We start from the raw sequence: 20,666 nt of genomic DNA on the forward strand, positions 1-20,666 counted from the left end.
TGCAATGTTCGCTGGCCTCCAGGGGTGGCACCTCCTCATCATCCTCGCCGTGATCCTCCTCCTGTTCGGTGCGCCCAAGCTCCCGCAGCTGGCCCGCAGTGTCGGGCAGTCGATGCGGATCTTCAAGAGCGAGGTCAAGACCATGAAGGACGAGGACGGCACCGAGCGCCGTGAGTCGACCGAGGGGACCACCGGCACCGTCGCCGGATCCACCGGCACGACCACCGGCACCGGCACCACCACGCCGCCCGAGTCCCCGCTCAAGTAATGACGTCCGTGGCACCGAAGAAGCCACGGACGAAGCGGACGAAGAACCCCGACGGGCGCATGTCGCTCGGGGCGCACCTCGTCGAGCTTCGCAACAGGCTCTTCAAGTCGGCGATCGCGATCGTCATCGCGTGCGTCGCGGGGTGGTTCGTCTCGGAGTGGGTCTTCGAGGCCCTCAAGGCTCCGATCTCCGAGGTGGCCTCCACCCAGGGCAAGGAGGCGATCCTCAACTTCCCGACGATCGCCGGTGCCTTCGACCTGCGGCTGCAGATCGCCATCACGGTGGGCATCGTCCTGGCGAGCCCGGTCTGGCTCTACCAGATCTGGGCGTTCCTCGTCCCGGGCCTGACCCGCAAGGAGATGCGGTACGGCCTCGGCTTCATCCTCACCGCCATCCCGCTGTTCTTCGCGGGCTGTGCGGCCGGCTGGTTCGTGTTCCCGCACATCGTGGAGCTCCTGACGAGCTTCACCGGCAGCAACGCGGCGAGCTTCCTCGACGCCAAGATCTACTACGAGTTCGTTCTCAAGCTCGTGCTGGTCGTCGGCATCGCCTTCGTGCTGCCCGTCTTCCTGGTGCTCCTCAACTTCCTCGGCATCCTCCCCGGCATGCTGATCCTCAAGTCGTGGCGCATCGCGATCATGGCGATCGTGCTCTTCACGGCGATCGCGACCCCCGCGGCCGACCCGATCTCGATGTTCCTCCTGGCCATCCCGATCATCTTCCTGTTCTTCCTCGCCTGCGGGATCGCGATCCTGCACGACCGGCGCGCCGCCAAGCGCCAGCTGGTGTTCGACGGCAGCCCCTCCGACCTGCCCGCGTGACCGGACCGTCTCCCGCCGAGCGGTTCGCCGCGTTCCGGACGCGCCAGGGCCACGCGAGGGTCGAGGCGTTCCGCTCGACCCTCGCGTTCGACCTCGACCCCTTCCAGTACGAGGCCTGCAGCGCGCTCGACGACGGCCACAGCGTCCTCGTCGCCGCGCCCACCGGTGCCGGCAAGACCGCGGTGGCCGAGTTCGCGATCCACCTGGCCATGCAGGACCCGACGGCCAAGGTCTTCTACACGACGCCGATGAAGGCGCTGAGCAACCAGAAGTTCCAGGAGTTCGTCGAGGACTACGGAGCCTCCGAGGTCGGCCTGCTGACCGGCGACTCCAACGTCAACGCGCGCGCCCGCATCGTCGTGATGACGACCGAGGTGCTGCGCAACATGCTGTACGCCGACTCGGACCTCCTGCGCGACCTCGCCTACGTCGTGATGGACGAGGTGCACTACCTCGCCGACCGCTTCCGCGGCGCCGTCTGGGAGGAGGTCATCATCCACCTCCCGCAGCGCGTGCGGCTGGTCTCGCTCAGCGCGACCGTGTCGAACGCCGAGGAGTTCGGCGACTGGCTCCAGACCGTCCGGGGCGAGACCGAGGTCATCGTCTCCGAGGAGCGCCCCGTCCCGCTCGACCAGCACGTCCTGGTGGGCGGCAAGCTGGTCGACCTCTTCGACTCCTCCGGTCGGGCGGCGACGAACCGGGTGAACCCCGAGCTCGCCCGCATGGCCCAGGGCGGCTCCCGGGTCGAGCGCGGCGGCAGGGGCGGCCGCAACGGCCGAGGCGGTCGCGGCCGCTACCCGGAGCAGCGCACCGAGGAGCTCGTGCTGCGCTCGGAGGTCGTCGAGATCCTCCGCGGCAAGAACCTCCTCCCCGCGATCTTCTTCGTCTTCAGCCGTGCGGGCTGCGACCAGGCCGTGCGCCAGGTGCTGCGGTCGGGCGTGCGCCTCACCGAGCGCCACGAGCGCGACGAGATCCGCGCGATCGTCGAGGAGCGGTGCCGGACGATCCGCGACGAGGACCTCGCGGTGCTCGGCTACTGGGAGTGGCTCGACGGACTCCAGCGGGGCGTCGCCGCGCACCACGCCGGGATGCTCCCCGCCTTCAAGGAGGTCGTCGAGGAGCTGTTCCTGCGCCGGCTCGTGCGGGTGGTCTTCGCGACCGAGACGCTCGCGCTCGGCATCAACATGCCGGCCCGCACGGTCGTCCTCGAGAAGCTCGAGAAGTTCAACGGCGAGGCGCGCGTCCCGATCACACCGGGGGAGTACACCCAGCTCACCGGCCGGGCGGGCCGACGCGGCATCGACGTCGAGGGCCACTCGGTGATCCAGTGGCGCGGCGGGATGGACCCTCAGGCGGTCGCGTCCCTCGCCTCCCGGCGGACCTACCCGCTCAACTCCAGCTTCCGCCCCAGCTACAACATGGCCGCGAACCTGATCGAGCAGTTCGGACGGGTGCGCACGCGCGAGATCCTCGAGTCGTCGTTCGCGCAGTTCCAGGCCGACCGGTCCGTCGTCGATCTCGCCCGCCGGGTCCGCCAGCAGGAGGAGTCGATGGCGGGCTACGTCACGGCGATGCAGTGCCACCTCGGCGACTTCGAGCAGTACGCGGCGATCCGCCGTGAGATCGGCGACCTCGAGCGCCGGGGCGCGGTGCGCGGCGAGTCGGCCTCCCACGCCGAGCGCGAGAAGCGCCAGGGACAGCTCACGAGCCTGCGGCGTCGGATGAAGGCGCACCCGTGCCACGCCTGCTCCGACCGCGAGCAGCACGCACGCTGGGCCGAGCGCTGGTGGAAGCTGCGCCGCGAGACCGACGAGATCGAGCGCCAGATCCGCTCGCGCACCGGCGCCGTCGCCCGCATCTTCGACCACATCACGGACGTGCTGCTCGAGCTCGGCTACTTCCGCCGGGACGAGGTCGGCGAGCTCTCGCTGACGCCCAACGGTCGCACGCTCCGCCGGATCTACGGGGAGCGGGACCTGCTCGTCGCCGAGTGCCTCCGGAAGCAGGCGTGGACGGAGCTCGATCCGGCCGGCCTCGCGGCAATGGCGTGCTGCCTGGTCTTCGAGCCGCGACGCGAGGAGGGGACGCTCGGCGAGCAGTTCCTGCCCCGCGGCGCGTTCCCCGAGGCGCTGGAGAGGACCCAGCTTCTGTGGGCCCGGCTCGACGACGTCGAGCGGGAGCACCGCCTGCCGGGCAGCAACCCGATCTCGACGAGCCTGGCGCTGTCGATGAACATGTGGGCCAAGGGCATGCCGCTCGACATGGTGCTCCGCGAGTCCGACATGGCCGCCGGCGACTTCGTGCGCTGGGCGAAGCAGACCATCGACCTCCTCGACCAGCTCTCCGTCGTCGCCGAGGGCAAGGTCGGCCGCGCGGCCCGGACCGCCCTCGACCTGGTCCGCCGCGGCATCGTCGCGTACTCGACGGTCGCATGACTCCGATCGCTCCTCCGCCCGACGGGCGGACCGTTCCGCTGTGGGTGGCGCTGCCACTCGCCGCCCTCGGCGGCGCCGTGCTCGACCGCGGCTTCCCCGACTCCGACGTCTGGCCGCTGGCGATCGTGGGCGCCGCGGCGATCCTGTTCGCTCTGGCGGGGCGCGGCTTCTGGAGCGGGAGCCTCGTCGGCCTCGTCGGCGGAGCGGTCTTCTGGGGCGTCCACATCGAGTGGCTGACCCTCTACCTCGGCCCGGTCCCGTGGGCGGCCCTCGCCGGCCTGCAGGCGATCTTCTTCGCGCTCTCCGCGGGGCTGATGGCGGTCGTCTCCACGCGCGGCCACCGCGTCTGGACGGGACCGCTCGGCCGGATGGTCGGCCTCCCCGCCCTCCTGGGGGCGCTCTGGATCGGGCGCGAGTCGATCACCAGCGTCTGGCCCTACGGCGGCTTCGCCTGGGGCCGCCTCGCGATCTCGCAGTCCCTCGGCCCGCTCGCCGGTCTCGCGGCGTGGATCGGCTTCGCCGGCCTCGGCTTCGTGGTGGCGTTCCTCGCGGCCGTGCTCGCGCAGGCCGTCCGCGAGATGTCCGTCACGGCCTCCTCTCGCGTCAGCGCTCTCGCGGGCTTCGCGATCGTGGCGCTGGTGTTCCCCGCCTGGCCGGCACCGACGGAGGGCACGACCCGGATCGCCGCCGTCCAGGGCGACTCCGATGCGGGCCTGTTCTCGCAGAGCTACCGCGGGCAGATCCTCGAGGACCACACCTCGGCGACGCTGCCGATCCTCGATCAGGACGTCGACATGGTGGTGTGGCCCGAGAACGGCGTCGACATCGATCCGACCCGGAACGCCCAGTCGGCCGCCGTCCTCGACTACCTCAGCCGGACGATGGACGCGCCGTTCGTCGTGGGCACGATCACGAACCCCTCGGACGACGTCTTCTACAACAGCTCGCTGCTCTGGAAGGCGGGGGAGGGGGCGACGCAGGTCTACGACAAGGTGCATCCCGTCCCGTTCGCCGAGTACATGCCGGACCGGGCGTTCTGGCGGATGTTCGCTCCGGACCTGGTCGACCTGGTGAGCCGCGACTACTCGATCGGCACCCGTCCCAACGTCTTCGACGTGAACGGCGTGCTCGCAGGCATCGCGATCTGCTTCGACATCTCAGACGACGCGCTGACGAACGCGATGGTCGACGGGGGTGCCCAGGTCATCCTCGGGCAGACCAACAACGCCGACTTCGGCCGGACGGACGAGAGCGTCCAGCAGCTCGCCATCGCTCGCCTGCGGGCCATCGAGACCGGGCGCAGCGTGGTCAACATCTCGACCGTCGGGACGAGTGCGATCATCGGGCCGGACGGCGCGACGATCGACTCCCTGACATGGTTCGAGCCGGGTGCCATGGTGGATGAGGTCCCCCTCAGCTCCACCACGACCCCGGCTCTGGTGTGGGCGCGAGACCTCGGCTGGTACTTCCTGGCCGCCGGTCTCATCGGCATGGTCTCGTTCGTCCTCAGGACGCGCGAGCCGCGACGCCGTTACCGCTGACCGGCGCTACGCGCCGATCTTGTGCTCGCCGCGCCTGGCGCGCAGATAGGCGAGCCGCTCCTCGAGCAGCTCCTCCAGCTCCGCGCGGGTCCGACGCTCGAGCAGCATGTCCCAGTGGGTGCGCGGAGCCTTCTGCTCGCCCTTGTCCACGACGACCGGCTTCGAGTCCACCATCAGAGTGGCCTCGTGACCGCAGGAGCGGCACTCCCAGGTCTCCGGTGCTTCCGCATCGGCCGAGAACACCATGTCGGTGTCGTGGCCGCAGTTCGCGCAGTGGTACTCGTACGTCGATCGCGGGGAGAAGACGACGCCTTCTTCGCTCTGCAGGCTCTGGGATCCGAGCCGCATTCCTCGCAAGCTTCGATCTGCCATTGTGTGGTCTCCTCTCGCTGTGCTTCCCCAGTGTCAACGTCGTACCTGGAGGTGGTCTTCCCGTCCCTGCCATTGCCAGAGAATCCTCAGGTCGGAGGCGTATTCCGCGGTTCCTGAGGGCGTGGCTGACGGGCGCTGAGGAAGGCGTCGACGGCCGCTCGGGCGAGGTCGGTGCGGTCGGTCACGAGCCCGTCGATCCCGAGCGCGAGGAGCTGCTCCATCCGCTCCGGATCGTCGATGGTCCAGAGGTGGATCTCGCAGCCGGTCACCCGCAGCCGGGCGAGGATCCGCGGCTCGGCGACGCGGAGGCCGAGCGCGCGCTCGGGCACCTGGAGCGCGTCGATGCCGCGGAGAGCGAGACGCACGGGGAGGGCGGCGCCGAGGTGGGCGGCGACCAGGGCGACGACGAAGCGGACCGCCGACGCCGAGGTCGCGGCGCCGGGAAGACGGCGGAGGGCCGCTGCTCGACGGATCTCGGAGAACGAGGTGATCAGGACGCGCTCCGCGGCGGCGGCGCCGGACACCGCCGCGACGACCGGGTCGATCGCGTCCCGCGACTTCACGTCGATGTTGAAGCGCGCGCGGGGGAGTGCGGCGAGGGCCTGCTCGAGAGAGGCGAGCCGGGCGCCGCCCGCCAGTCGGAGGTCGGCGAGCTCCTCCCACCGGGTGGCGGCTACGACGTGGCGGCGGCCGGAGCGGTCGATCACCTCGGCGTCGTGGACGAGCACGGCGACCCCGTCGAGGGAGGCGCGCGCGTCCGTCTCGAGGAGGTCCGCACCCGCGGCGAGGGCGCGTTCGAAGGCGGCGAGCGTGTTGCCCTCGGCCTGCTGGCCGAACCCGCGATGCGCGATCACCCGGGGGGTCGGCCCGCTCAGGGCGAGGGGTCGCTCAGGGGTGCGCATCGCGGACCGGGTCCGCGGCTAGACGGCCGGCGGCGGGGGAGTGGGCGCCGAGCCGGGGGCTCCGTCGGTCGTCGCGGGCGCCACGGGGGCGGACGTGTCGGATCCGGGCTCGACAGGAGTGGAGCCGACGGACCCGGATGCGGCAGGCGCGGACGCCGCAGGCGCCGACGGGGGTGCCGCATCCTGCGGGCGGACCGCCGGCGCGGACTGGCCGCGCTGGCCGAGCGCGCCTCCGATGCCCTTCAGCGCCTCGGTGAGCTCGCTCGGGATGACCCAGAGCTTGTTCGCGCTGCCCTCGGCGATCTTGGGGAGTGTCTGGAGGTACTGGTAGGCGAGGAGCTCGCTGTCGGGGCGGCCCTCGTGGATGGCGTGGAAGACGGTGGTGATCGCCTTGGCCTCACCCTCGGCCCGCAGGACCGCCGCCTTCGCCTGGCCCTCTGCAGCGAGGATCGCGGCCTGGCGCTGACCCTCGGCGTTCAGGATCTGGGACTGCTTGGTGCCCTCGGCGGTGAGGATCACGGCTCGACGGTCGCGCTCGGCGCGCATCTGCTTCTCCATCGAGTCCTGGATGGAGAGGGGCGGGTCGATGGCCTTGAGCTCCACGCGTCCGACGCGGATGCCCCACTTGCCGGTGGCCTCGTCGAGGACGATGCGCAGCTGCCCGTTGATGTTGTCGCGGGAGGTCAGCGCCTCCTCGAGGTTCAGGCCGCCGACGACGTTGCGGAGCGTGGTGGTGGTCAGCTGCTCGACCGCGCCGAGGTAGTTGGCGATCTCGTAGGTCGCCGCGCGGGCGTCCGTCACCTGGAAGTAGACGACCGTGTCGATCGAGACGACGAGGTTGTCCTCCGTGATCACGGGCTGGGGCGGGAACGAGACGACCTGCTCGCGCAGATCGATCAGCGGGCGGACCCGGTCGATGAACGGCACGACGAGATTGAGGCCCGGCAGCAGGGTCTTGTGGTACTTGCCGAGGCGCTCCACGACCCCGGCGGTGGCCTGGGGGATGATGCGGACCGCTCGGAAGAGGACGACCAGGGCGAAGAGGACGACGGCGGCGACGACGACGATCGTCACGACGGAGGACGGTGTCACGGTGTGCTCCTTTCGGCGGGGACGACGACCGCGGTCGCGCCCTCGATGGCGGTGACGACGACTCTCTCGCCGACTCCGAGTGTGCGGTCCTCGACGAGCGGGGACAGGCGGACGGTCCAGGTCTCGCCGTTGGCGAGCTTGACCTGGCCGGCTCCGGGGCCGGCGAGGACGACGCTGCCGGAGAGCCCGAGGAGAGCGTCCGCTCCGCTGGGGGTGGGATCGCCGCCCCGTTTCAGCAGCCGCAGCAGCGGCGGCCGGACGGTGAACAGCAGGAGGGCGGCGAGGACGGCCGCGACGGGGACCTGGACCCAGAAGGGAGCCCCGACCAGCCCGGTCAGCAGTCCGCCGATGCTGCCGACGGCGAGCATCAGGAACGTGAACTCGAGGGTGATCATCTCGACGATTACGAAGATGAGGATCAGCGCGAGCCAGAGGATCCACGCGTACTGGGTGACAGCGTCCATGCTGTGTGCTCCTTCCCCTCGACGAGCATTCCCAGGCTATCAACGCCCCCCGGACGAGGGCTGGGAGAGGGGGTGCGCCGACGGTCTCGAGGCCCTTGGTAGACTCCTCCGTCGGGCCGTGGCCCGTCATCGTGCCCGATCCGGTCTCCGAGCCGGCGTTCTGGAGGAATACCCGTGTCCAATCCCCTCGCCCCCGGCTCCTTCGACGGCAAGCGCGCTCTCGTCACCGGTTCGTCCCGCGGCATCGGCGCCGACACGGTCCGCTACCTGGCCGAGGCCGGAGCCCGCGTCGTCGTCAACTACCGCTCGAAGGCGCCGCGCGCCGACAAGCTCGTCGCGCAGATCGTCGAGGCCGGCGGCACCGCCGTCGCCGTCGGCGCCGATCTCACCGACGCCGACTCGCGCGCCGAGCTCTTCTCCCGCATCGAGAAGGAGTACGGAGGACTCGACGTGCTCGTCCTGAACGCCTCCGGCGGCATGGAGAGCAACATGGGGGAGGACTACGCGATGGTCCTCAACCGCGACTCGCAGGTCGCCGTGCTCGACGCGGCGCTGCCGCTGCTCTCCGAGGGCTCCCGTGTCGTGTTCGTCACGAGCCACCAGGCGCACTTCATCCGGACCACGCCCACGATGCCCGAGTACGAGCCCGTCGCGCTCTCCAAGCGCGCCGGCGAGGACGCCCTGCGCGAGCGGATCGGTGAGCTCGCCGAGCGCGGGATCGAGTTCGTCGTCGTCTCGGGCGACATGATCGAGGGCACCATCACCGCGACCCTGCTGGAGCGCGCGAACCCGGGCGCGATCAGCTCGCGTCGCGAGTCGGCCGGCAAGCTCTACAACGTGCAGGAGTTCGCGGCCGAGGTCGCTCTGGCGGCCGTCGAGCCGATCCCCGCGGACAACACCCGCCTCGTCGGCGACATCTCCGACTTCGCCTGATCCTCACCAGGGGCTGACGCCGGCGCACGGGTCTGCGCTCCTCGACGGATGGCCCCGGTGGACGGCAGTGGACCGGCATCGGGGGAGTCCGACGCCGTCGTGGGCGCAGTCCGTCCGCCGGCGGACGCCGGGCGGCGTGAGCATCCTTCTCGATGCCGTCGCGGTGATGGTGAACCGGCGGGAGCGCTCGCAGGACCGCCGACGCGCGTTGCGGCGGGCGCCCGGGAGGATCGGGTCGACGACGGCGTCCGCGGCACGATGACCGTCGATCCGCAGCTGCGGCTGGTCACGCGCTTCGACACTCCGACCGAGACGTGCTGGTGACGTCGAGGCGTGGGTGGAGCATTCGCCGATCCGCTGATGACGTTCCGGACCGTCGGGGGCCTCAATCCCGGTCCGTCCGGCCCTTCCGCCGTTATCCGATAATGCACATTATGTCAGTTCGACCGATGTCCCGTTCTGCAGGGATGGCGATCGGCTCCCCTCAACGCTCCTGCGACAGGACGTCATCGATCGCCGCCGCGCTCCGATGGCAGACCGGGCGCTTCGACGGTGAGGCCTCGGATCACCGCGGCGACGACCAGGCGCTGCGTGAGTTCGGCGCTGGTGTCCACGGGCCACTGGCTCACCGACCCGACGTGCGCCGCGACGACCGCCTTCGCCAGGACGGCGGACTCGACGGCGGGGACGCGGCCGTGCACGGCGGCGAGGGCGGCGAAGCGCTCGCCCAGCTCGCGGGAGACGCGGTCGTCGTCGATCATCATCCGCTCGGCGAACTCCGGGTCCGCGGCGGCGCGGGCCAGGAGCACCGACCGCAGGGAGAACCACTCGCGGCTGGACGGGAGCGCGTCGAGGAGGGAGCGGACGGCGCCGTCGAGGGTCGCCGCGCGGTGCTCCTCCTGCAGCTGGACGTCGAGAGCCTCCTGCAGGCTCCCCCACACTCGCGCGGCCTGCTCCTCGTGGAGTGCGAGGAAGAGCTGGTCGACGCCGGCGAAGTTCGAGTAGAACGCGCCGCGGGTGAAGCCCGCCTGCCCGCAGATGTCCTCGACGCGCTGGCCGATGGTGCCCGTGCTCTCGAAGAGCTCGGCGGCCGCGGCGAGGAGACGTCGTCGCGTCTCGCTCCTCCGCCGGACCGGAGCCTGCTCGCCTGTGACCACGCCCCCAGCCTATTCGGATGCTTGCGCTGGATGGGCATTTTCAGTACGTTTCGTTTCCAATGCATACTGTATCGAGAACTGGAACGCCCGATCCTCGACGGCGACGGTCCCGGTGGCTGCCGACCGCGACCGTCGTGCTCATCGGGGCGGTCCTCGCCTGGCTGAACCGGGTGGAGTGGTGGGGGTGGCTCGTCGTCGCGGCGGCCGCGGTCCTGATCGCGGCCGTCTCGAGGAGCTGGCGGCACCGGCACTGGATGCTGCGTACGGCGGCCTGGGTCGCGTCCGCAGGGCTCGTCGGAGCCGTCGCCCTCGCCGCGGGTCCTCTCCCGGCGACGCGGACGCTCGCCGGTCCGCACACCGCCCCGGTCACGACCCGGCAGGGCGACGTCGTCGGTGTGCACGACGCCGCGGCCGGGGTCGACGCCTTCGCGGGGATCCCCTACGCCGCTCCCCCGGTCGGTCCGCTGCGCTGGGAGGCGCCCCGCCCGGCCCCGCAGCGGTCGGCGACCCTCGTGGCCGACGACTTCGGCCCCTCCGCCGTTCAGCCGGAGCCGACGTTCCTCTCCCGAGCGGCGACCCGCGTGCTCGCCCTGCCGCTGGAGGAGACGCTCCTCGGCGGGTACGCGACGGACGAGGACAGCCTCCGCCTGAACATCTGGACGCCGGCCGGCGGGGCGGGCGACTCCCGCCCGGTCCTCGTCTACCTCCACGGCGGCGCGTTCGTCTCGGGGTCCGGCGCCCTCCCCGCCTACGACGGCGCGGCGCTCGCCTCCCGGGGCGCGGTGGTCGTCACCGTCGCCTACCGTCTGGGCGTCCTCGGATTCCTCGCCGGTGATGTGCTCGGCGGCGGCACCCCGGGGAACCAGGGACTGCTCGACCAGGTCGCCGCTCTGCAGTGGGTGCAGGACAACATCGCCGCTTTCGGCGGGGACCCGGGGCGGGTGACGGTCGCCGGCCAGTCCGCCGGCTCCGGCAGCGCCTGCATCCTCGGGGCCTCGCCCCTCGCGGCCGGCCTCCTCCACGGGATCATCGGGGAGAGCGGAGGATGCCTGGGGTCGGCGGGAGACCGCGAGGCCGGCGACCTCTACGACGACGCCGCCACCGCACGGGAGGCGGCTGCGCGCCTGAGCGAGGCGCTCGGCGGGGCGAGCCTCGCCGAGATGAGGGCCCTACCGGCCGAGCGCATCGTCACGGCCGCCGCTGGCCTCTCGCAACACTGGTGGCCCTCGATCGACGGCGTCGTCCTCCCCGACACGCCGCTCGCCGTCTACGAGGCCGGTCGGCAGAACGACGTCCCCCTCCTGCTCGGCAGCAACTCCGACGAGACCTCGCTCGATCTGCTGGGAGGCGTCGACCCGGATCCGGACGCCTACGAGCAGGAGGTGCGCCGGGAGCACGGAGACGACGCGGACCGATTCCTCGCGCTGTACCCGGGTGCCGTCGAGGACCAGGTCGTCGACTCCCGGCTGCGCGCCGACAGCGACCGGACGATGACCGCCCCGATGCGGCTCTGGGCGCTGACGGCCGCCCGGACCGGACGGGCGGGCGTCCACGCCTACATCTTCACGCGCACTCCCCCGGAGAGCGGACTCGAGCGGTTCGGCGCGTACCACGGCGCCGAGGTGATGTACGCGTACGGGAACCTCGGGGCGGACGGCGACGCCGACTACACGGACGTCGACCGCCGGCTCGAGCAGGAGATGACCGCGCGCTGGCTCGCATTCGTCTCCCACGGCGATCCGGACGCCGCCGGCCGCGAGCGGTGGCCGGCCGTCAAGGAGGATCCGGACAGCGTGCTCGAATTCGGCGACGTCGTCCGGGTCGCCGAACGCCCGTCCCCCGACGCGGTCGACTTCTGGCTCGAAGGGACGGGCTGACGCGGGGGCGCTCCTCGCGGCGGAACCTCCGGACAGCGGGGAGCCTTCGCTCAGAGCTGCCCGACGAGGTGCGCCTGCCGACCGTCGCGCGCGAAGACCGGGATGACGGCCAGGGGCGCGTCGGCGACGATCCACTGCCCGCCCTCGTGCTCGGCGCCCGTCGAGAGCTCCGTCCAGCGCGCCCCGGCGGGCAGGTAGACCCGTCGGGAGACGGCTCCGGCGTGCGTGACCGGAGCCACGAGCAGGTCCGAGCCGAAGAGGTACTGGTCGGCCAGATCCCAGGCCTCCGGGTCCCCCGGGAACTCGTGGAACACCGCGCGCAGCACGGGCTGGCCCAGCTCGTGCGCCTCCCGCATCGCCTCGCGCGTGTACGGGCGCAGGGTCTCGCGCAGATGCAGCAGGCGGGTGAGGATCGGCGTGGCCTCCTCGCCGAAGCTCCACACCTCGTTCGCGGCTCCGGTCGCGGCGCGGCGGCTCCCGTCGGCGGCCGTGACCGGGGCCGACGGCGCGCGGTCGCCGTGCAAGCGCATCACGGGGCTGAACGCGCCGAACTGGAACCAGCGCACGAGGAGCTCACGGAACTCCGGATCCGACGGGTCTCCCCCGGCGAATCCTCCGATGTCGGTCGTGAACCACGGGATCCCCGCGACGCCCATGTGGATGCCGGCCGTGATCTGGTGGCGCAGGTCCGCGAAGGTCGAGTGGATGTCGCCCGACCACACGAGCGCGCCGTAGCGCTGACTGCCCGCCCACGCGGTGCGGACGAGGTTGACGATCGCGGTCTCCCCGCCCTCGCTCTGCCCCTCGAAGAAGCCGCGGGAGAACGCCTGCGGGTAGAGGTTGCCGACCTGGACGGCGGGGCCGGCGGCGTAGCGGTAGTTGTCGAAGTCGTAGACGCCGTACTCGGGCTCGGCCTCGTCGAGCCAGAAGAGCCGGATCCCGTGCTCGCCGTAGTTGCGCCGGCACGCCTCCCAGACGAACCTCCGGGCGGCGGGGCTCGTCGCGTCGTAGAACGCGCTCGGACCCTCGAACTGCATGTGCAGGTCCAGGCCCCGCTCGGCCTTGACGAGGAGGTTCCCCTTCTTCATCGCGATGTAGTTCTCGGACTCGACCGACACCTGCGGCCAGACCGAGACCATCAGCTCGATCCCGAGCTCGCGCAGCTCGGCGACCATGGCGGACGGATCCGGCCAGAACTCCTCCTCGAAGCGGAAGTCGCCCATGTGCGGCCAGTGGAAGAAGTCGGCCACGATCACGTCCATCGGCAGGCCGCGGCGCCGGTGCTCGCGGGCGACCTCGAGCAGCTGCTCCTGGTTCCAGTAGCGCAGCTTGCACTGCCAGAAGCCGAGGCCGTGCTCGGGCATCATCGGGACGTGCCCGGTCGCATCGGCGCAGGCCCGGGTGATGTCGGCCGGGGTCTCCCCCGCGGTCACCCAGTAGTCGAGCTGCTGGGAGGACTCGGCGGACCACTCCGTGCGGTTGGCCGCGAAAGTCGCGCGGCCGATCGCGGGGTTGTGCCAGAGGAACCCGTAGCCGCGGCTCGACAGCACGAACGGGACGCTCGACTGGGAGTTGCGGTGCGCGAGCTCGAGCGTGCAGCCCTTCAGGTCGAGGATGTCCTGCTGATACTGCCCCATCCCGTACAGCTTCTCGTCGGGGGACGTCTCGAACAGCGCGGTCAGCCGGAAGTCGCCGCCCAGGTGCGGACGCTGCTCGCGGGCGCGCAGCTTGAGCGCTCCCCCGCTCCCGAGCTCCCGGAAGAGCAGCTCCCCTCGACGGTCGTAGAAGGAGAGGGAGCAGGAGAGCTCGTGGTAGCCGGTCTGGTACCCGTAGCCCTCCTGCTGCTCGAGGACGACGGTGATGCCGCCGGCGCGCAGCGTCGCCCGCGGTCCATCGATCGAGACCTCCGGCGCGTGGCGCTCGGGGGCGATCAGCGCCCAGTCGGTGTCGAGGACCTCCCCGGACCGGCGGGCGCGGACCCGGACGCTGTCCCTCCCCCACGGCTCGACGACGACGGTCTCGCCGTCGCCGCGCCAGACGAGGCGGTCCCCCTCGAGCGCGAACGCGTCGGTGTCCATGTGCAACTGCTTCCTCGAGTCGGGCACGGCGCTCAGTCCTTGACCGCGCCGGCGGTGACCCCGGCGGCGACGTAGCGCTGGGCCACGATCAGCAGCACGGCGGCCGGGATGGAGGCGATCACGGCGGTCGCCATGATCCCGTTCCAGTTGGTGGTGGTCGATCCGATGTAGCGGTAGAGGCCGAGGGTGAACGGCACGATGCTGTTGCCCGAGGTGAGCGAGTTCGCGTTGAGGAAGTCGGCCCAGGCGAACAGGAACGAGAACAGGCCCGCGGTCACGATCGAGTTCCGGCTCAGCGGGATGACGATCGAGACGAAGGAGCGCCAGTTGCTCGCACCGTCGATCCGCGCGGCCTCGATCAGCTCGTCGGGGATGCCGAGCATGAAGGCCCGGAGGATGATCACCGCGAACGGCACGGAGGCGGTCGCGTCGGCGAGGATCAGGCCCGGATAGGTGTTGAGCAGCCCCAGCGCGTTGTAGATCGCGAACAGCGCGGTGACCAGGACGATTCCGGGGATCATCTGGGCGAGGAGGAACACGAACATCACGACGCCGGTCCCCCGCACCCGGAACTTCGCCATCGCGAAAGCCGCGGGCAGAGCGATCGCCAGGGTCAGGATCACGCAGCCGATCGAGATCACGAGACTCGTGATGAGGTTCGGCAGCTGCGTCGAGAACGCCTGCACGTACCCGTCGAGGGTCGGGTCGCCGGGGAACAGGCTCGGCGGGGTCTGGATCAGGTTCTGCGGCTTGGTCAGCGAGACGTTGACCATCCAGTAGAGCGGGAAGAGGAGGAAGCCGCAGAGCACGATCGCGATGACCACGTCGATCCCGCGGCGCAGCCCTGTGGTGTGCCGGTTCATCCGAGGTCCTCCTTGCGCTGGGCGCGGATGTAGATCACGCCGAAGACGAGGGCGACGATCACGAGGATCTGGCCGGCCGCCGCACCGACTCCGAACTGCAGGTCGGTGAAGGACTGCTCGTAGGCCCAGGTCGCGAGGGTGTGCGAGCTGTTGGCCGGGCCTCCCTTGGTGAGGATCCAGATGACGTCGAACACCTTGATCGTGTAGACGAGGCCGAGGAGGAGCGTGACGGAGGTCACCGGTCGCAGCAGCGGCCAGGTGATGCTCCAGAAGGACCGCCAGCGCGAGGCGCCGTCCAGTGCCGCGGCCTCGTAGAGGCTCTCGGGGATGCCCTGCAGGCCTCCGTGCAGCAGCACCATGTTGAACGGGATGCCCAGCCAGATGTTGGCGATGATGACCGCCCACAGCGAGACGGACGGATCGGTCAGCCAGCCGACCGGCGTGCCGATCGCGGCGTTCAGGATGCCGAACTGCTGGTCGAAGATCCAGCGCCAGGCCGTCGCCGAGACGATCAGCGGCAGGAGCCACGGCAGCAGGATGAGGGAGCGGAACGTCGCCGAGAGCGGGAACCGGCGGCTGAAGAACAGCGCCAGGGCCATGCCGATCGTGAACTGGCCCACCAGCGAGACCACGGTGAAGACCACGGTGTGCCAGGCGATGCTCGCGAAGATCGGATCGGTGACGACCGTGACGTAGTTGTCGAAGCCGACGAAGGGGGCGATCCCGGTCACGAAGGACGACGGTCCGAAGTCCTGGAGGCTGAGGACGACGCCGCGGATGATCGGGTAGACGAAGAAGACGGCGAGGAAGATCACCACGGGCGCCATGAAGGCGGCGGCGGCGAGGCGGAGGTGGGAGCGGGGTCGGCGGCGGGCGGGCGGCCTGGTGGCCGCCCCGCCCGCGACCGGCGCCGTGAGCACGGCGGGGTCGGTCATGCGGCCGCTACTTCAGGCTCGCCGCGGCGTCGTCGAGGGCCGCCTGCGGCGTCTTCGAGCCGGTCAGCGACTCCTGGATCGCGGTCCAGAGCGCCTTCGAGGTGTCGGGGTAGGCGACGCCGAGGTCGCTGGTGCGTCCCTGCGCGACCGAGATGGCCTCCACCCAGGGCTGGAGCGCGGGGTCCTCGGTCGCCTGCTCGGCGGCCGCGTCGGCGTACGGCATGATGTACGACTGGCCGGCCGCCCAGGCCTTCAGGCTGTCGGGCTGGATGACGCACTGCGCGAACTCCGTGGCGAGCGTCTGCTTCGCGGCGTCGGAGGCGACCACCTCGACGAACTCGCCGCCGAGCGGGCTCGGTGCCGCTCCCCCGTCCTTCGCCGGGATCGGCACGACGCCGTAGTCGATGCCCGCCTCGTCGAGGGCGGAGAGCTGCCAGGTGCCGTTGACCATCATCCCGAGCTTGCCCGCGAGGAACTGGTCGCGGACGTCCTGCTGGTTGGCGTTGACGTTCGCCTGCGAGGCCGAGCCGCTCTTCACCAGGTCGGTCCAGAGTGCGAGCGCCGAGACGGCGTCGTCGGAGGAGATGTCCTCGAGGGTCGCACCGGAGCCCCAGAAGAAGGGCAGGAACTGGAAGGTGCCCTCCTCGGTGCCGATCGCGGAGAAGCCGAGCCCGGTGACGTCGCCCGCGGTGAGGGCCTTCGCGGCGGTGGTCAGCTCGTCCCAGGTCGTCGGCGGAGTGACGCCGGCGGCCTCGAAGAGCGCCTTGTTGTAGAAGAGCGCGAGGGTGTTCGAGCCGATCGAGGAGCCGTAGGTCTTCCCGTCCAGCTGGCCGGCGGCGAGCACGTTCGGGAGGACGTCGCTGGTGTCGAGCCCGGAGGCGGCGTTGTCGACGAGCAGGCCGGTGTCGGCGAACTTCGCGACGTTGGGGTTGTCGAGGACGACCAGGTTCGGCGTGGTCTTCGACGCGGCCGACTGCAGGAGCTTGGTGGTGAGGTCGGGGTCGGAGGTGCGCTCGAGGGTGATCCCGGTCGAGGCCTCGCAGCCGGCCAGGAGCTGGCCGTAGGGGGAGGACGCGTCGTACTGGGTGAAGCTGTCCCAGAGAGTGAGCGACTTCGACGAGTCGTCGCCCGCTCCCTGTGCGCTGCACGCGCTGAGGGCGACTCCGGCGATGAGGACGAGGGAGGCGGCGCCTGCGGCCCGTCGGATGCTGTTCTTCACGGTATTCCTCTCTGAATACGGTCGGGACGAGCGGAGCGCTCGCGCCGGGAAGACCCTCCGGGGGCGCCCGCTGAGGCGGTCCGTCCGGAAGTCGTGGCGAGCCTAACCGAGTCGGAGAACCGGTTCAATAGATTTCGGAGAACCGGTTCACCGATCGCCCGGGGAACGCTCCGGACGACCCGGCGACGTCAGCCGCGCGCCCGCCGCCACGAGGGGACGACGCCCCGGCTGGTGCCCGGCGAGAAGGGCGCGGTGGTGCCGAGGTCCACGACCACCGCGGGCAGCAGCTCCGTCACTCCCGGAGTCGCGGTGCCGGCGAGCTCGTCGAGCACCAGGTCGACCGCCCGCGAGACCATCTCGTCGCCGGGCAGGTCCACCACGGTGACCGGCTGGTCGGCGTGCCGCATCACCGCCTCCGGGGCGATGGTCATGATCGAGCAGTCCTCCGGGACGCGCAGGCCCAGGCCGCTGAGGCGCTGCAGGAACGGCTCGAGCACGCCCGGCCCGTGCGTGACCACGGCGCTCAGGCCGGGGAGCTGCTCCTGCGCCTGCTCGAACCAGTCGTCGACGTCGTCGGTGCTGGGGATGACGGCTCCCCGCACGCCGCGCAGGCGGCACTGGTCGAGGAAGCCCTCGCGGAACCGCAGGGCGAAGGCGTAGCCGCTCTCGTAGGCGTCGGGGCCCATCCCGAGGACCGCGATCTCGACGTGCCCGAGGTCGGCGAGGTGGTCGACGGCGACCCGCGCCGCGCCGTCGAAGTCGAGGTCGATCGCGCTGAACGGGCTGCCCTCGCCCGGGTAGCCGACCAGCGCGGTCGGCAGGCCGATGCTCGCGAGGACCGGCAGCCGGGGGTCGTCCCGGCGGATGTCCATCACGACGAGCGCATCGGCGAGGACGTCGCGCGCGAGCTCCCCCTCGCCCGTGCCCATCATCAGCAGGTCGAAGCCGCGGGCGCGGGCCGCGTACATCGCCGCCCGCACGAAGCGCATGAAGACGTCGACATCGGTCTGCCGCGACTCCGGATCGACGGAGGCGAAGAAGCCGAGGATGTTCGTGCGCCGCAGCGCCAGGGCCCGCGCCATCGGGTCGGGCCGGTAGCCGAGCCGCTCCACGCTCGCGAGCACGCGCAGGCGGGTCGCCTCCGGGAGCTTCTTGTTGCCGGAGAGCACGTAGGACACCGTGCTGCGGGCCACCCCCGCATCGGCCGCGACGTCGCGAATGGTCACCATGGGCTCAGCGTAGTGAGGGCCCGGCGACGGGAGGGCCCGCCGGCGACCCCCTCGACCGGCGGGCAGCAGCGTGCACACCCGGGCGGTCCGGCCGTCCCGCCGTGGGTGGAGAGCCGTCCGCCGCGAGCCGCGCGACGGCGCCGACGGACGCAGGCCGCGGACGAGCAGTCGGTCACGGTTGCGCACGGGTCCGACGGGCACGTACGGTCGACCCGTACCTCGTCGCGAGCCGCGACGTCGGTGCGGCCGCCACACCGGCCGATCCAGCGGCTCGCGGTCACGGGGGCTCCCCGCACGGAAGACGGACTCTTGCGCCCCAGCACCGGTACTGCGTCCACGACGCAGCAGCTGCTCTCGCACTGACGTCCCCCGTGCCCGCCCCTCAGGGGCGAGCCGTTGCTCCTTCGGAGCCCGGTGGTCGTCGTGCGCCGACACCGACCCCTGGAGCACCGTGCCCTCCACTTCCCGCACCACCCCGCCTGCCGTCGTCCTCCACGACTGCACGTTCGCCTGGCCCGACGGCTCCGTCGTCCTCGACCGCGTGACCACTGCGTTCGGCCGCGGGCGCACCGGTCTCGTCGGCGCGAACGGCGCCGGCAAATCCACCCTCGTCCGCCTCGTCACCGGCGGCCTCTCCCCCACCGCCGGGAGCGTCTCGACGACGGCACCCGTCGACCTGCTGCCCCAGCGCCTCCGGCGAGGGCCCGACGACACCGTCGCCGATCTCCTCGGGATCCGGCATCGCCTGGACGCTCTGCACGCGATCCTCCGCGGCGACGCGGATCCGCGGCACTTCGAGGTGCTCGCGGACGACTGGGACCTCGAGGCCCGGGCGCTCGCCGCACTCGGCGACGCCGGGCTCGACCTGGAGGAGGCGGACCTGCTGCGGCCGGTCGCGACCCTCTCCGGAGGGCAGGCCGTCCTCACGGCCGCGACCGGCGTCCGGCTGCGCGGCCGGCCGATCGCCGTGCTCGACGAGCCGACGAACGACCTCGACCGGCGCTCCCGAGGGCTTCTGCTCGACCTGGTCGACCGGTGGCGCGGGACGCTCGTGCTCGTCAGCCACGACCGGGAGCTGCTCGAGCACGTCGACGAGATCGCGGAGCTGCGCGACGGGGCGGTCCGCACCTCGGGCGGGACGTTCTCGGCGTTCGAGGAGCGGCTCGCCCTCGAGCAGGCGGCCGCGGAGCGCGATCTGCGCGACGCCGACCGGCTTCTCCGCGCCGAGCGGCGGCAGCGCATCGAGGCCGAGACGACCATCGCCCGCCGGGCGCGGGCGGGGGCGCGATCGGCGGAGTCGATGCCCGCGATCCTCGCGAACGCGCGGAGAGGACGAGCCGAGGCGACCGCGGGACGGCTGCGCTCCGGGCACGGGGCCGCGGAGGCGCGGGCGCGCGAGCAGGTCGACGCAGCGTCGCGAGCAGTCCGGGACGACGACCGGGTTCGCCTCGACCTGCCGGACCCCGGGGTCGCGGCCGGGCGCCGTCTGGCGGAGGTGACGGTGCGCGGCCGGACGACGGTGCTCCAGGGGCCGGAGCGGATCGCCGTGGTCGGCGCGAACGGGACGGGGAAGACGACCCTGCTCGAGCACCTCGTCGGGGCGCCGGGTGCGCGGGAGCATCCGCTCGCCGGCACCACGGCCCGAGCGCTGACGGAGCGGGTCGGCTGGCTCCCCCAGCGCCGCGAGGGACTCCTCGACGAGGAGGCCACCGTGCGGGAGCACGTCTCCCGGGCCGCGCCGGATCGTCCGGCGGTCGAGCTGCGGAACGCCCTCGCGCGGCTCCTGGTGCGCGGCGACGTGGTCGATCGGAGGATCGCGTCGCTCTCGGGCGGCGAGCGGTTCCGCGTCGCGCTCGCCGGGCTCGTGCTGGCGCAGCCCGCTCCGCAGCTGCTCGTGCTGGACGAGCCGACGAACGACCTCGATCTCGCCACGACCGACCACCTCGTCGACGTTCTCGCCGCCTGGCGGGGCGGCCTGGTCGTCGTCAGCCACGACGAGGCGTTCCTCGACCGGCTCGGACTCCACTCCCGAGTGGTGCTCGACGCGGAGTGACGGCTGGTCCCCCGGCCCCCGGCGGTTCTGGCCTCGACCGGGCCCCTGCCGCCGGGGAGACTGGCCGGGCCCCTCCCGCCCCCAGCGAACGGACCGACGTGCTCACCGGACTCAGCGCCTTCCCCCTCACACCGCTCCGCGACGACAGCATCGACGAGCGGTCGTTCGCCGCTCTCGTCGAGCGGCTCGCGCGGGCGGGAGTCGACTCGATCGGCGCCCTGGGCTCGACCGGCTCGGCTCCGTACCTGGACCGCGGCGAGCGCCGGCGCGCAGCAGAGATCGCCGTCCGCGGCGCCGGCCCGGTGCCGGTCGTGGTCGGGATCGGGGCGCTGCGCACCTCGCAGGTGCTGGCGCTCGCCGAGGACGCGCAGAGCGCCGGAGCGAGCGCGGTGCTCCTGGCGCCGCTCGGCTACCAGCCGCTGACGGA

18 protein-coding genes are annotated in these 20,666 nt (G+C 71.8%); 8 read left to right on the plus strand and 10 right to left on the minus strand.

Translation table 11 applies throughout. The features are described from left to right. Positions 1–4 precede the first annotated feature (4 nt). Genes tatA through lnt form a run of 4 tightly spaced genes read left to right on the plus strand, consistent with a single transcriptional unit; the run spans position 5 to position 5,065 of the window. The gene (tatA, locus tag C5D04_RS03840; RefSeq protein ID WP_104222022.1) at positions 5–268 is read left to right on the plus strand and encodes a Sec-independent protein translocase subunit TatA; all 264 of its coding nucleotides are present in this window, start codon (positions 5–7) and stop codon (positions 266–268) included. After that, positions 268–1,089, plus strand: coding sequence for a twin-arginine translocase subunit TatC (tatC, locus tag C5D04_RS03845; RefSeq protein ID WP_374952911.1), 822 nt, complete (start codon positions 268–270; stop codon positions 1,087–1,089). Before tatA ends, tatC begins: the two co-directional genes overlap by 1 nt. Beyond that, complete coding sequence (locus tag C5D04_RS03850; protein ID WP_104222026.1) at positions 1,086–3,524, plus strand: RNA helicase; 2,439 nt, start codon at positions 1,086–1,088, stop codon at positions 3,522–3,524. Before tatC ends, C5D04_RS03850 begins: the two co-directional genes overlap by 4 nt. After that, positions 3,521–5,065, plus strand: a complete 1,545-nt coding sequence (gene lnt, locus C5D04_RS03855) for an apolipoprotein N-acyltransferase (RefSeq protein ID WP_104337304.1) — start codon at positions 3,521–3,523, stop codon at positions 5,063–5,065. The genes C5D04_RS03850 and lnt overlap by 4 nt, the downstream gene beginning before the upstream one ends. A gap of 6 nt (positions 5,066–5,071) precedes the next feature. On the opposite strand, the gene C5D04_RS03860 is transcribed toward lnt, so the two are convergent. From C5D04_RS03860 to C5D04_RS03875, 4 genes are all read right to left on the minus strand, one after another. Continuing rightward, on the minus strand, positions 5,072–5,437 hold the full coding sequence (locus C5D04_RS03860) for an RNA polymerase-binding protein RbpA (protein WP_068207052.1): 366 nt from the start codon (positions 5,435–5,437) through the stop codon (positions 5,072–5,074). Positions 5,438–5,523: 86 nt separating this feature from the next. Beyond that, positions 5,524–6,339, minus strand: a complete 816-nt coding sequence (locus C5D04_RS03865) for a glycerophosphodiester phosphodiesterase family protein (RefSeq protein WP_104347261.1) — start codon at positions 6,337–6,339, stop codon at positions 5,524–5,526. An 18-nt stretch (positions 6,340–6,357) separates the two neighbouring features. Beyond that, positions 6,358–7,413, minus strand: coding sequence for an SPFH domain-containing protein (locus C5D04_RS03870; protein WP_374952912.1), 1,056 nt, complete (start codon positions 7,411–7,413; stop codon positions 6,358–6,360). A gap of 14 nt (positions 7,414–7,427) precedes the next feature. Continuing rightward, positions 7,428–7,895, minus strand: coding sequence for an NfeD family protein (locus C5D04_RS03875; protein ID WP_104222034.1), 468 nt, complete (start codon positions 7,893–7,895; stop codon positions 7,428–7,430). A gap of 174 nt (positions 7,896–8,069) precedes the next feature. Between C5D04_RS03875 and C5D04_RS03880 the strand changes: the two genes are divergently transcribed. Then, the gene (locus C5D04_RS03880) at positions 8,070–8,828 is read left to right on the plus strand and encodes an SDR family oxidoreductase (RefSeq protein ID WP_104250337.1); all 759 of its coding nucleotides are present in this window, start codon (positions 8,070–8,072) and stop codon (positions 8,826–8,828) included. A 506-nt stretch (positions 8,829–9,334) separates the two neighbouring features. On the opposite strand, the gene C5D04_RS03885 is transcribed toward C5D04_RS03880, so the two are convergent. Beyond that, positions 9,335–9,985, minus strand: coding sequence for a TetR/AcrR family transcriptional regulator (locus C5D04_RS03885; protein ID WP_104347262.1), 651 nt, complete (start codon positions 9,983–9,985; stop codon positions 9,335–9,337). A 134-nt stretch (positions 9,986–10,119) separates the two neighbouring features. Between C5D04_RS03885 and C5D04_RS03890 the strand changes: the two genes are divergently transcribed. Further along, positions 10,120–11,862, plus strand: coding sequence for a carboxylesterase/lipase family protein (locus C5D04_RS03890; RefSeq protein WP_219815005.1), 1,743 nt, complete (start codon positions 10,120–10,122; stop codon positions 11,860–11,862). A 50-nt stretch (positions 11,863–11,912) separates the two neighbouring features. Here the strand turns inward: C5D04_RS03890 and C5D04_RS03895 are convergent, their stop codons facing one another. From C5D04_RS03895 to C5D04_RS03915, 5 genes are all read right to left on the minus strand, one after another. After that, positions 11,913–13,940, minus strand: coding sequence for a TIM-barrel domain-containing protein (locus C5D04_RS03895; RefSeq protein WP_104347264.1), 2,028 nt, complete (start codon positions 13,938–13,940; stop codon positions 11,913–11,915). Positions 13,941–13,972: 32 nt separating this feature from the next. Continuing rightward, positions 13,973–14,803: a carbohydrate ABC transporter permease gene (locus C5D04_RS03900; RefSeq protein ID WP_104222044.1), complete on the minus strand. Its 831-nt coding sequence runs from the start codon at positions 14,801–14,803 to the stop codon at positions 13,973–13,975. Continuing rightward, positions 14,800–15,738: a carbohydrate ABC transporter permease gene (locus C5D04_RS03905; protein WP_104225253.1), complete on the minus strand. Its 939-nt coding sequence runs from the start codon at positions 15,736–15,738 to the stop codon at positions 14,800–14,802. Before C5D04_RS03905 ends, C5D04_RS03900 begins: the two co-directional genes overlap by 4 nt. Positions 15,739–15,745: 7 nt before the next feature. After that, entirely contained in the window at positions 15,746–16,957 is a 1,212-nt protein-coding gene (locus tag C5D04_RS03910; protein WP_104222048.1) for an extracellular solute-binding protein, read from the minus strand. Between the two features lie 188 nt (positions 16,958–17,145). Next, positions 17,146–18,186, minus strand: coding sequence for a LacI family DNA-binding transcriptional regulator (locus tag C5D04_RS03915; protein ID WP_104222050.1), 1,041 nt, complete (start codon positions 18,184–18,186; stop codon positions 17,146–17,148). A 451-nt stretch (positions 18,187–18,637) separates the two neighbouring features. Between C5D04_RS03915 and C5D04_RS03920 the strand changes: the two genes are divergently transcribed. Both C5D04_RS03920 and C5D04_RS03925 read left to right on the plus strand, forming a co-directional pair. Then, positions 18,638–20,239, plus strand: a complete 1,602-nt coding sequence (locus tag C5D04_RS03920) for an ABC-F family ATP-binding cassette domain-containing protein (RefSeq protein WP_104347265.1) — start codon at positions 18,638–18,640, stop codon at positions 20,237–20,239. A 98-nt stretch (positions 20,240–20,337) separates the two neighbouring features. Continuing rightward, on the plus strand, positions 20,338–20,666 hold a 329-nt coding region (locus C5D04_RS03925), incomplete at its 3' end, for a dihydrodipicolinate synthase family protein (RefSeq protein WP_181137667.1).

This window comes from Rathayibacter sp. AY1D2 (assembly GCF_002932695.1).
Classification (GTDB): Bacteria; Actinomycetota; Actinomycetes; order Actinomycetales; family Microbacteriaceae; genus Rathayibacter.

Excerpts from the sequence above, each read along its gene's own strand:
- tatA (WP_104222022.1), top strand. The coding sequence starts at position 5 with ATGTTCGCTGGCCTCCAGGGGTGGCACCTCCTCATCATCCTCGCCGTG.
- tatC (WP_374952911.1), top strand. The coding sequence starts at position 268 with ATGACGTCCGTGGCACCGAAGAAGCCACGGACGAAGCGGACGAAGAAC.
- lnt (WP_104337304.1), top strand. The coding sequence starts at position 3,521 with ATGACTCCGATCGCTCCTCCGCCCGACGGGCGGACCGTTCCGCTGTGG.
- C5D04_RS03860 (WP_068207052.1), bottom strand. The coding sequence starts at position 5,437 with ATGGCAGATCGAAGCTTGCGAGGAATGCGGCTCGGATCCCAGAGCCTG.
- C5D04_RS03865 (WP_104347261.1), bottom strand. The coding sequence starts at position 6,339 with ATGCGCACCCCTGAGCGACCCCTCGCCCTGAGCGGGCCGACCCCCCGG.
- C5D04_RS03875 (WP_104222034.1), bottom strand. The coding sequence starts at position 7,895 with ATGGACGCTGTCACCCAGTACGCGTGGATCCTCTGGCTCGCGCTGATC.
- C5D04_RS03895 (WP_104347264.1), bottom strand. The coding sequence starts at position 13,940 with ATGGACACCGACGCGTTCGCGCTCGAGGGGGACCGCCTCGTCTGGCGC.
- C5D04_RS03900 (WP_104222044.1), bottom strand. The coding sequence starts at position 14,803 with ATGAACCGGCACACCACAGGGCTGCGCCGCGGGATCGACGTGGTCATC.
- C5D04_RS03905 (WP_104225253.1), bottom strand. The coding sequence starts at position 15,738 with ATGACCGACCCCGCCGTGCTCACGGCGCCGGTCGCGGGCGGGGCGGCC.
- C5D04_RS03915 (WP_104222050.1), bottom strand. The coding sequence starts at position 18,186 with ATGGTGACCATTCGCGACGTCGCGGCCGATGCGGGGGTGGCCCGCAGC.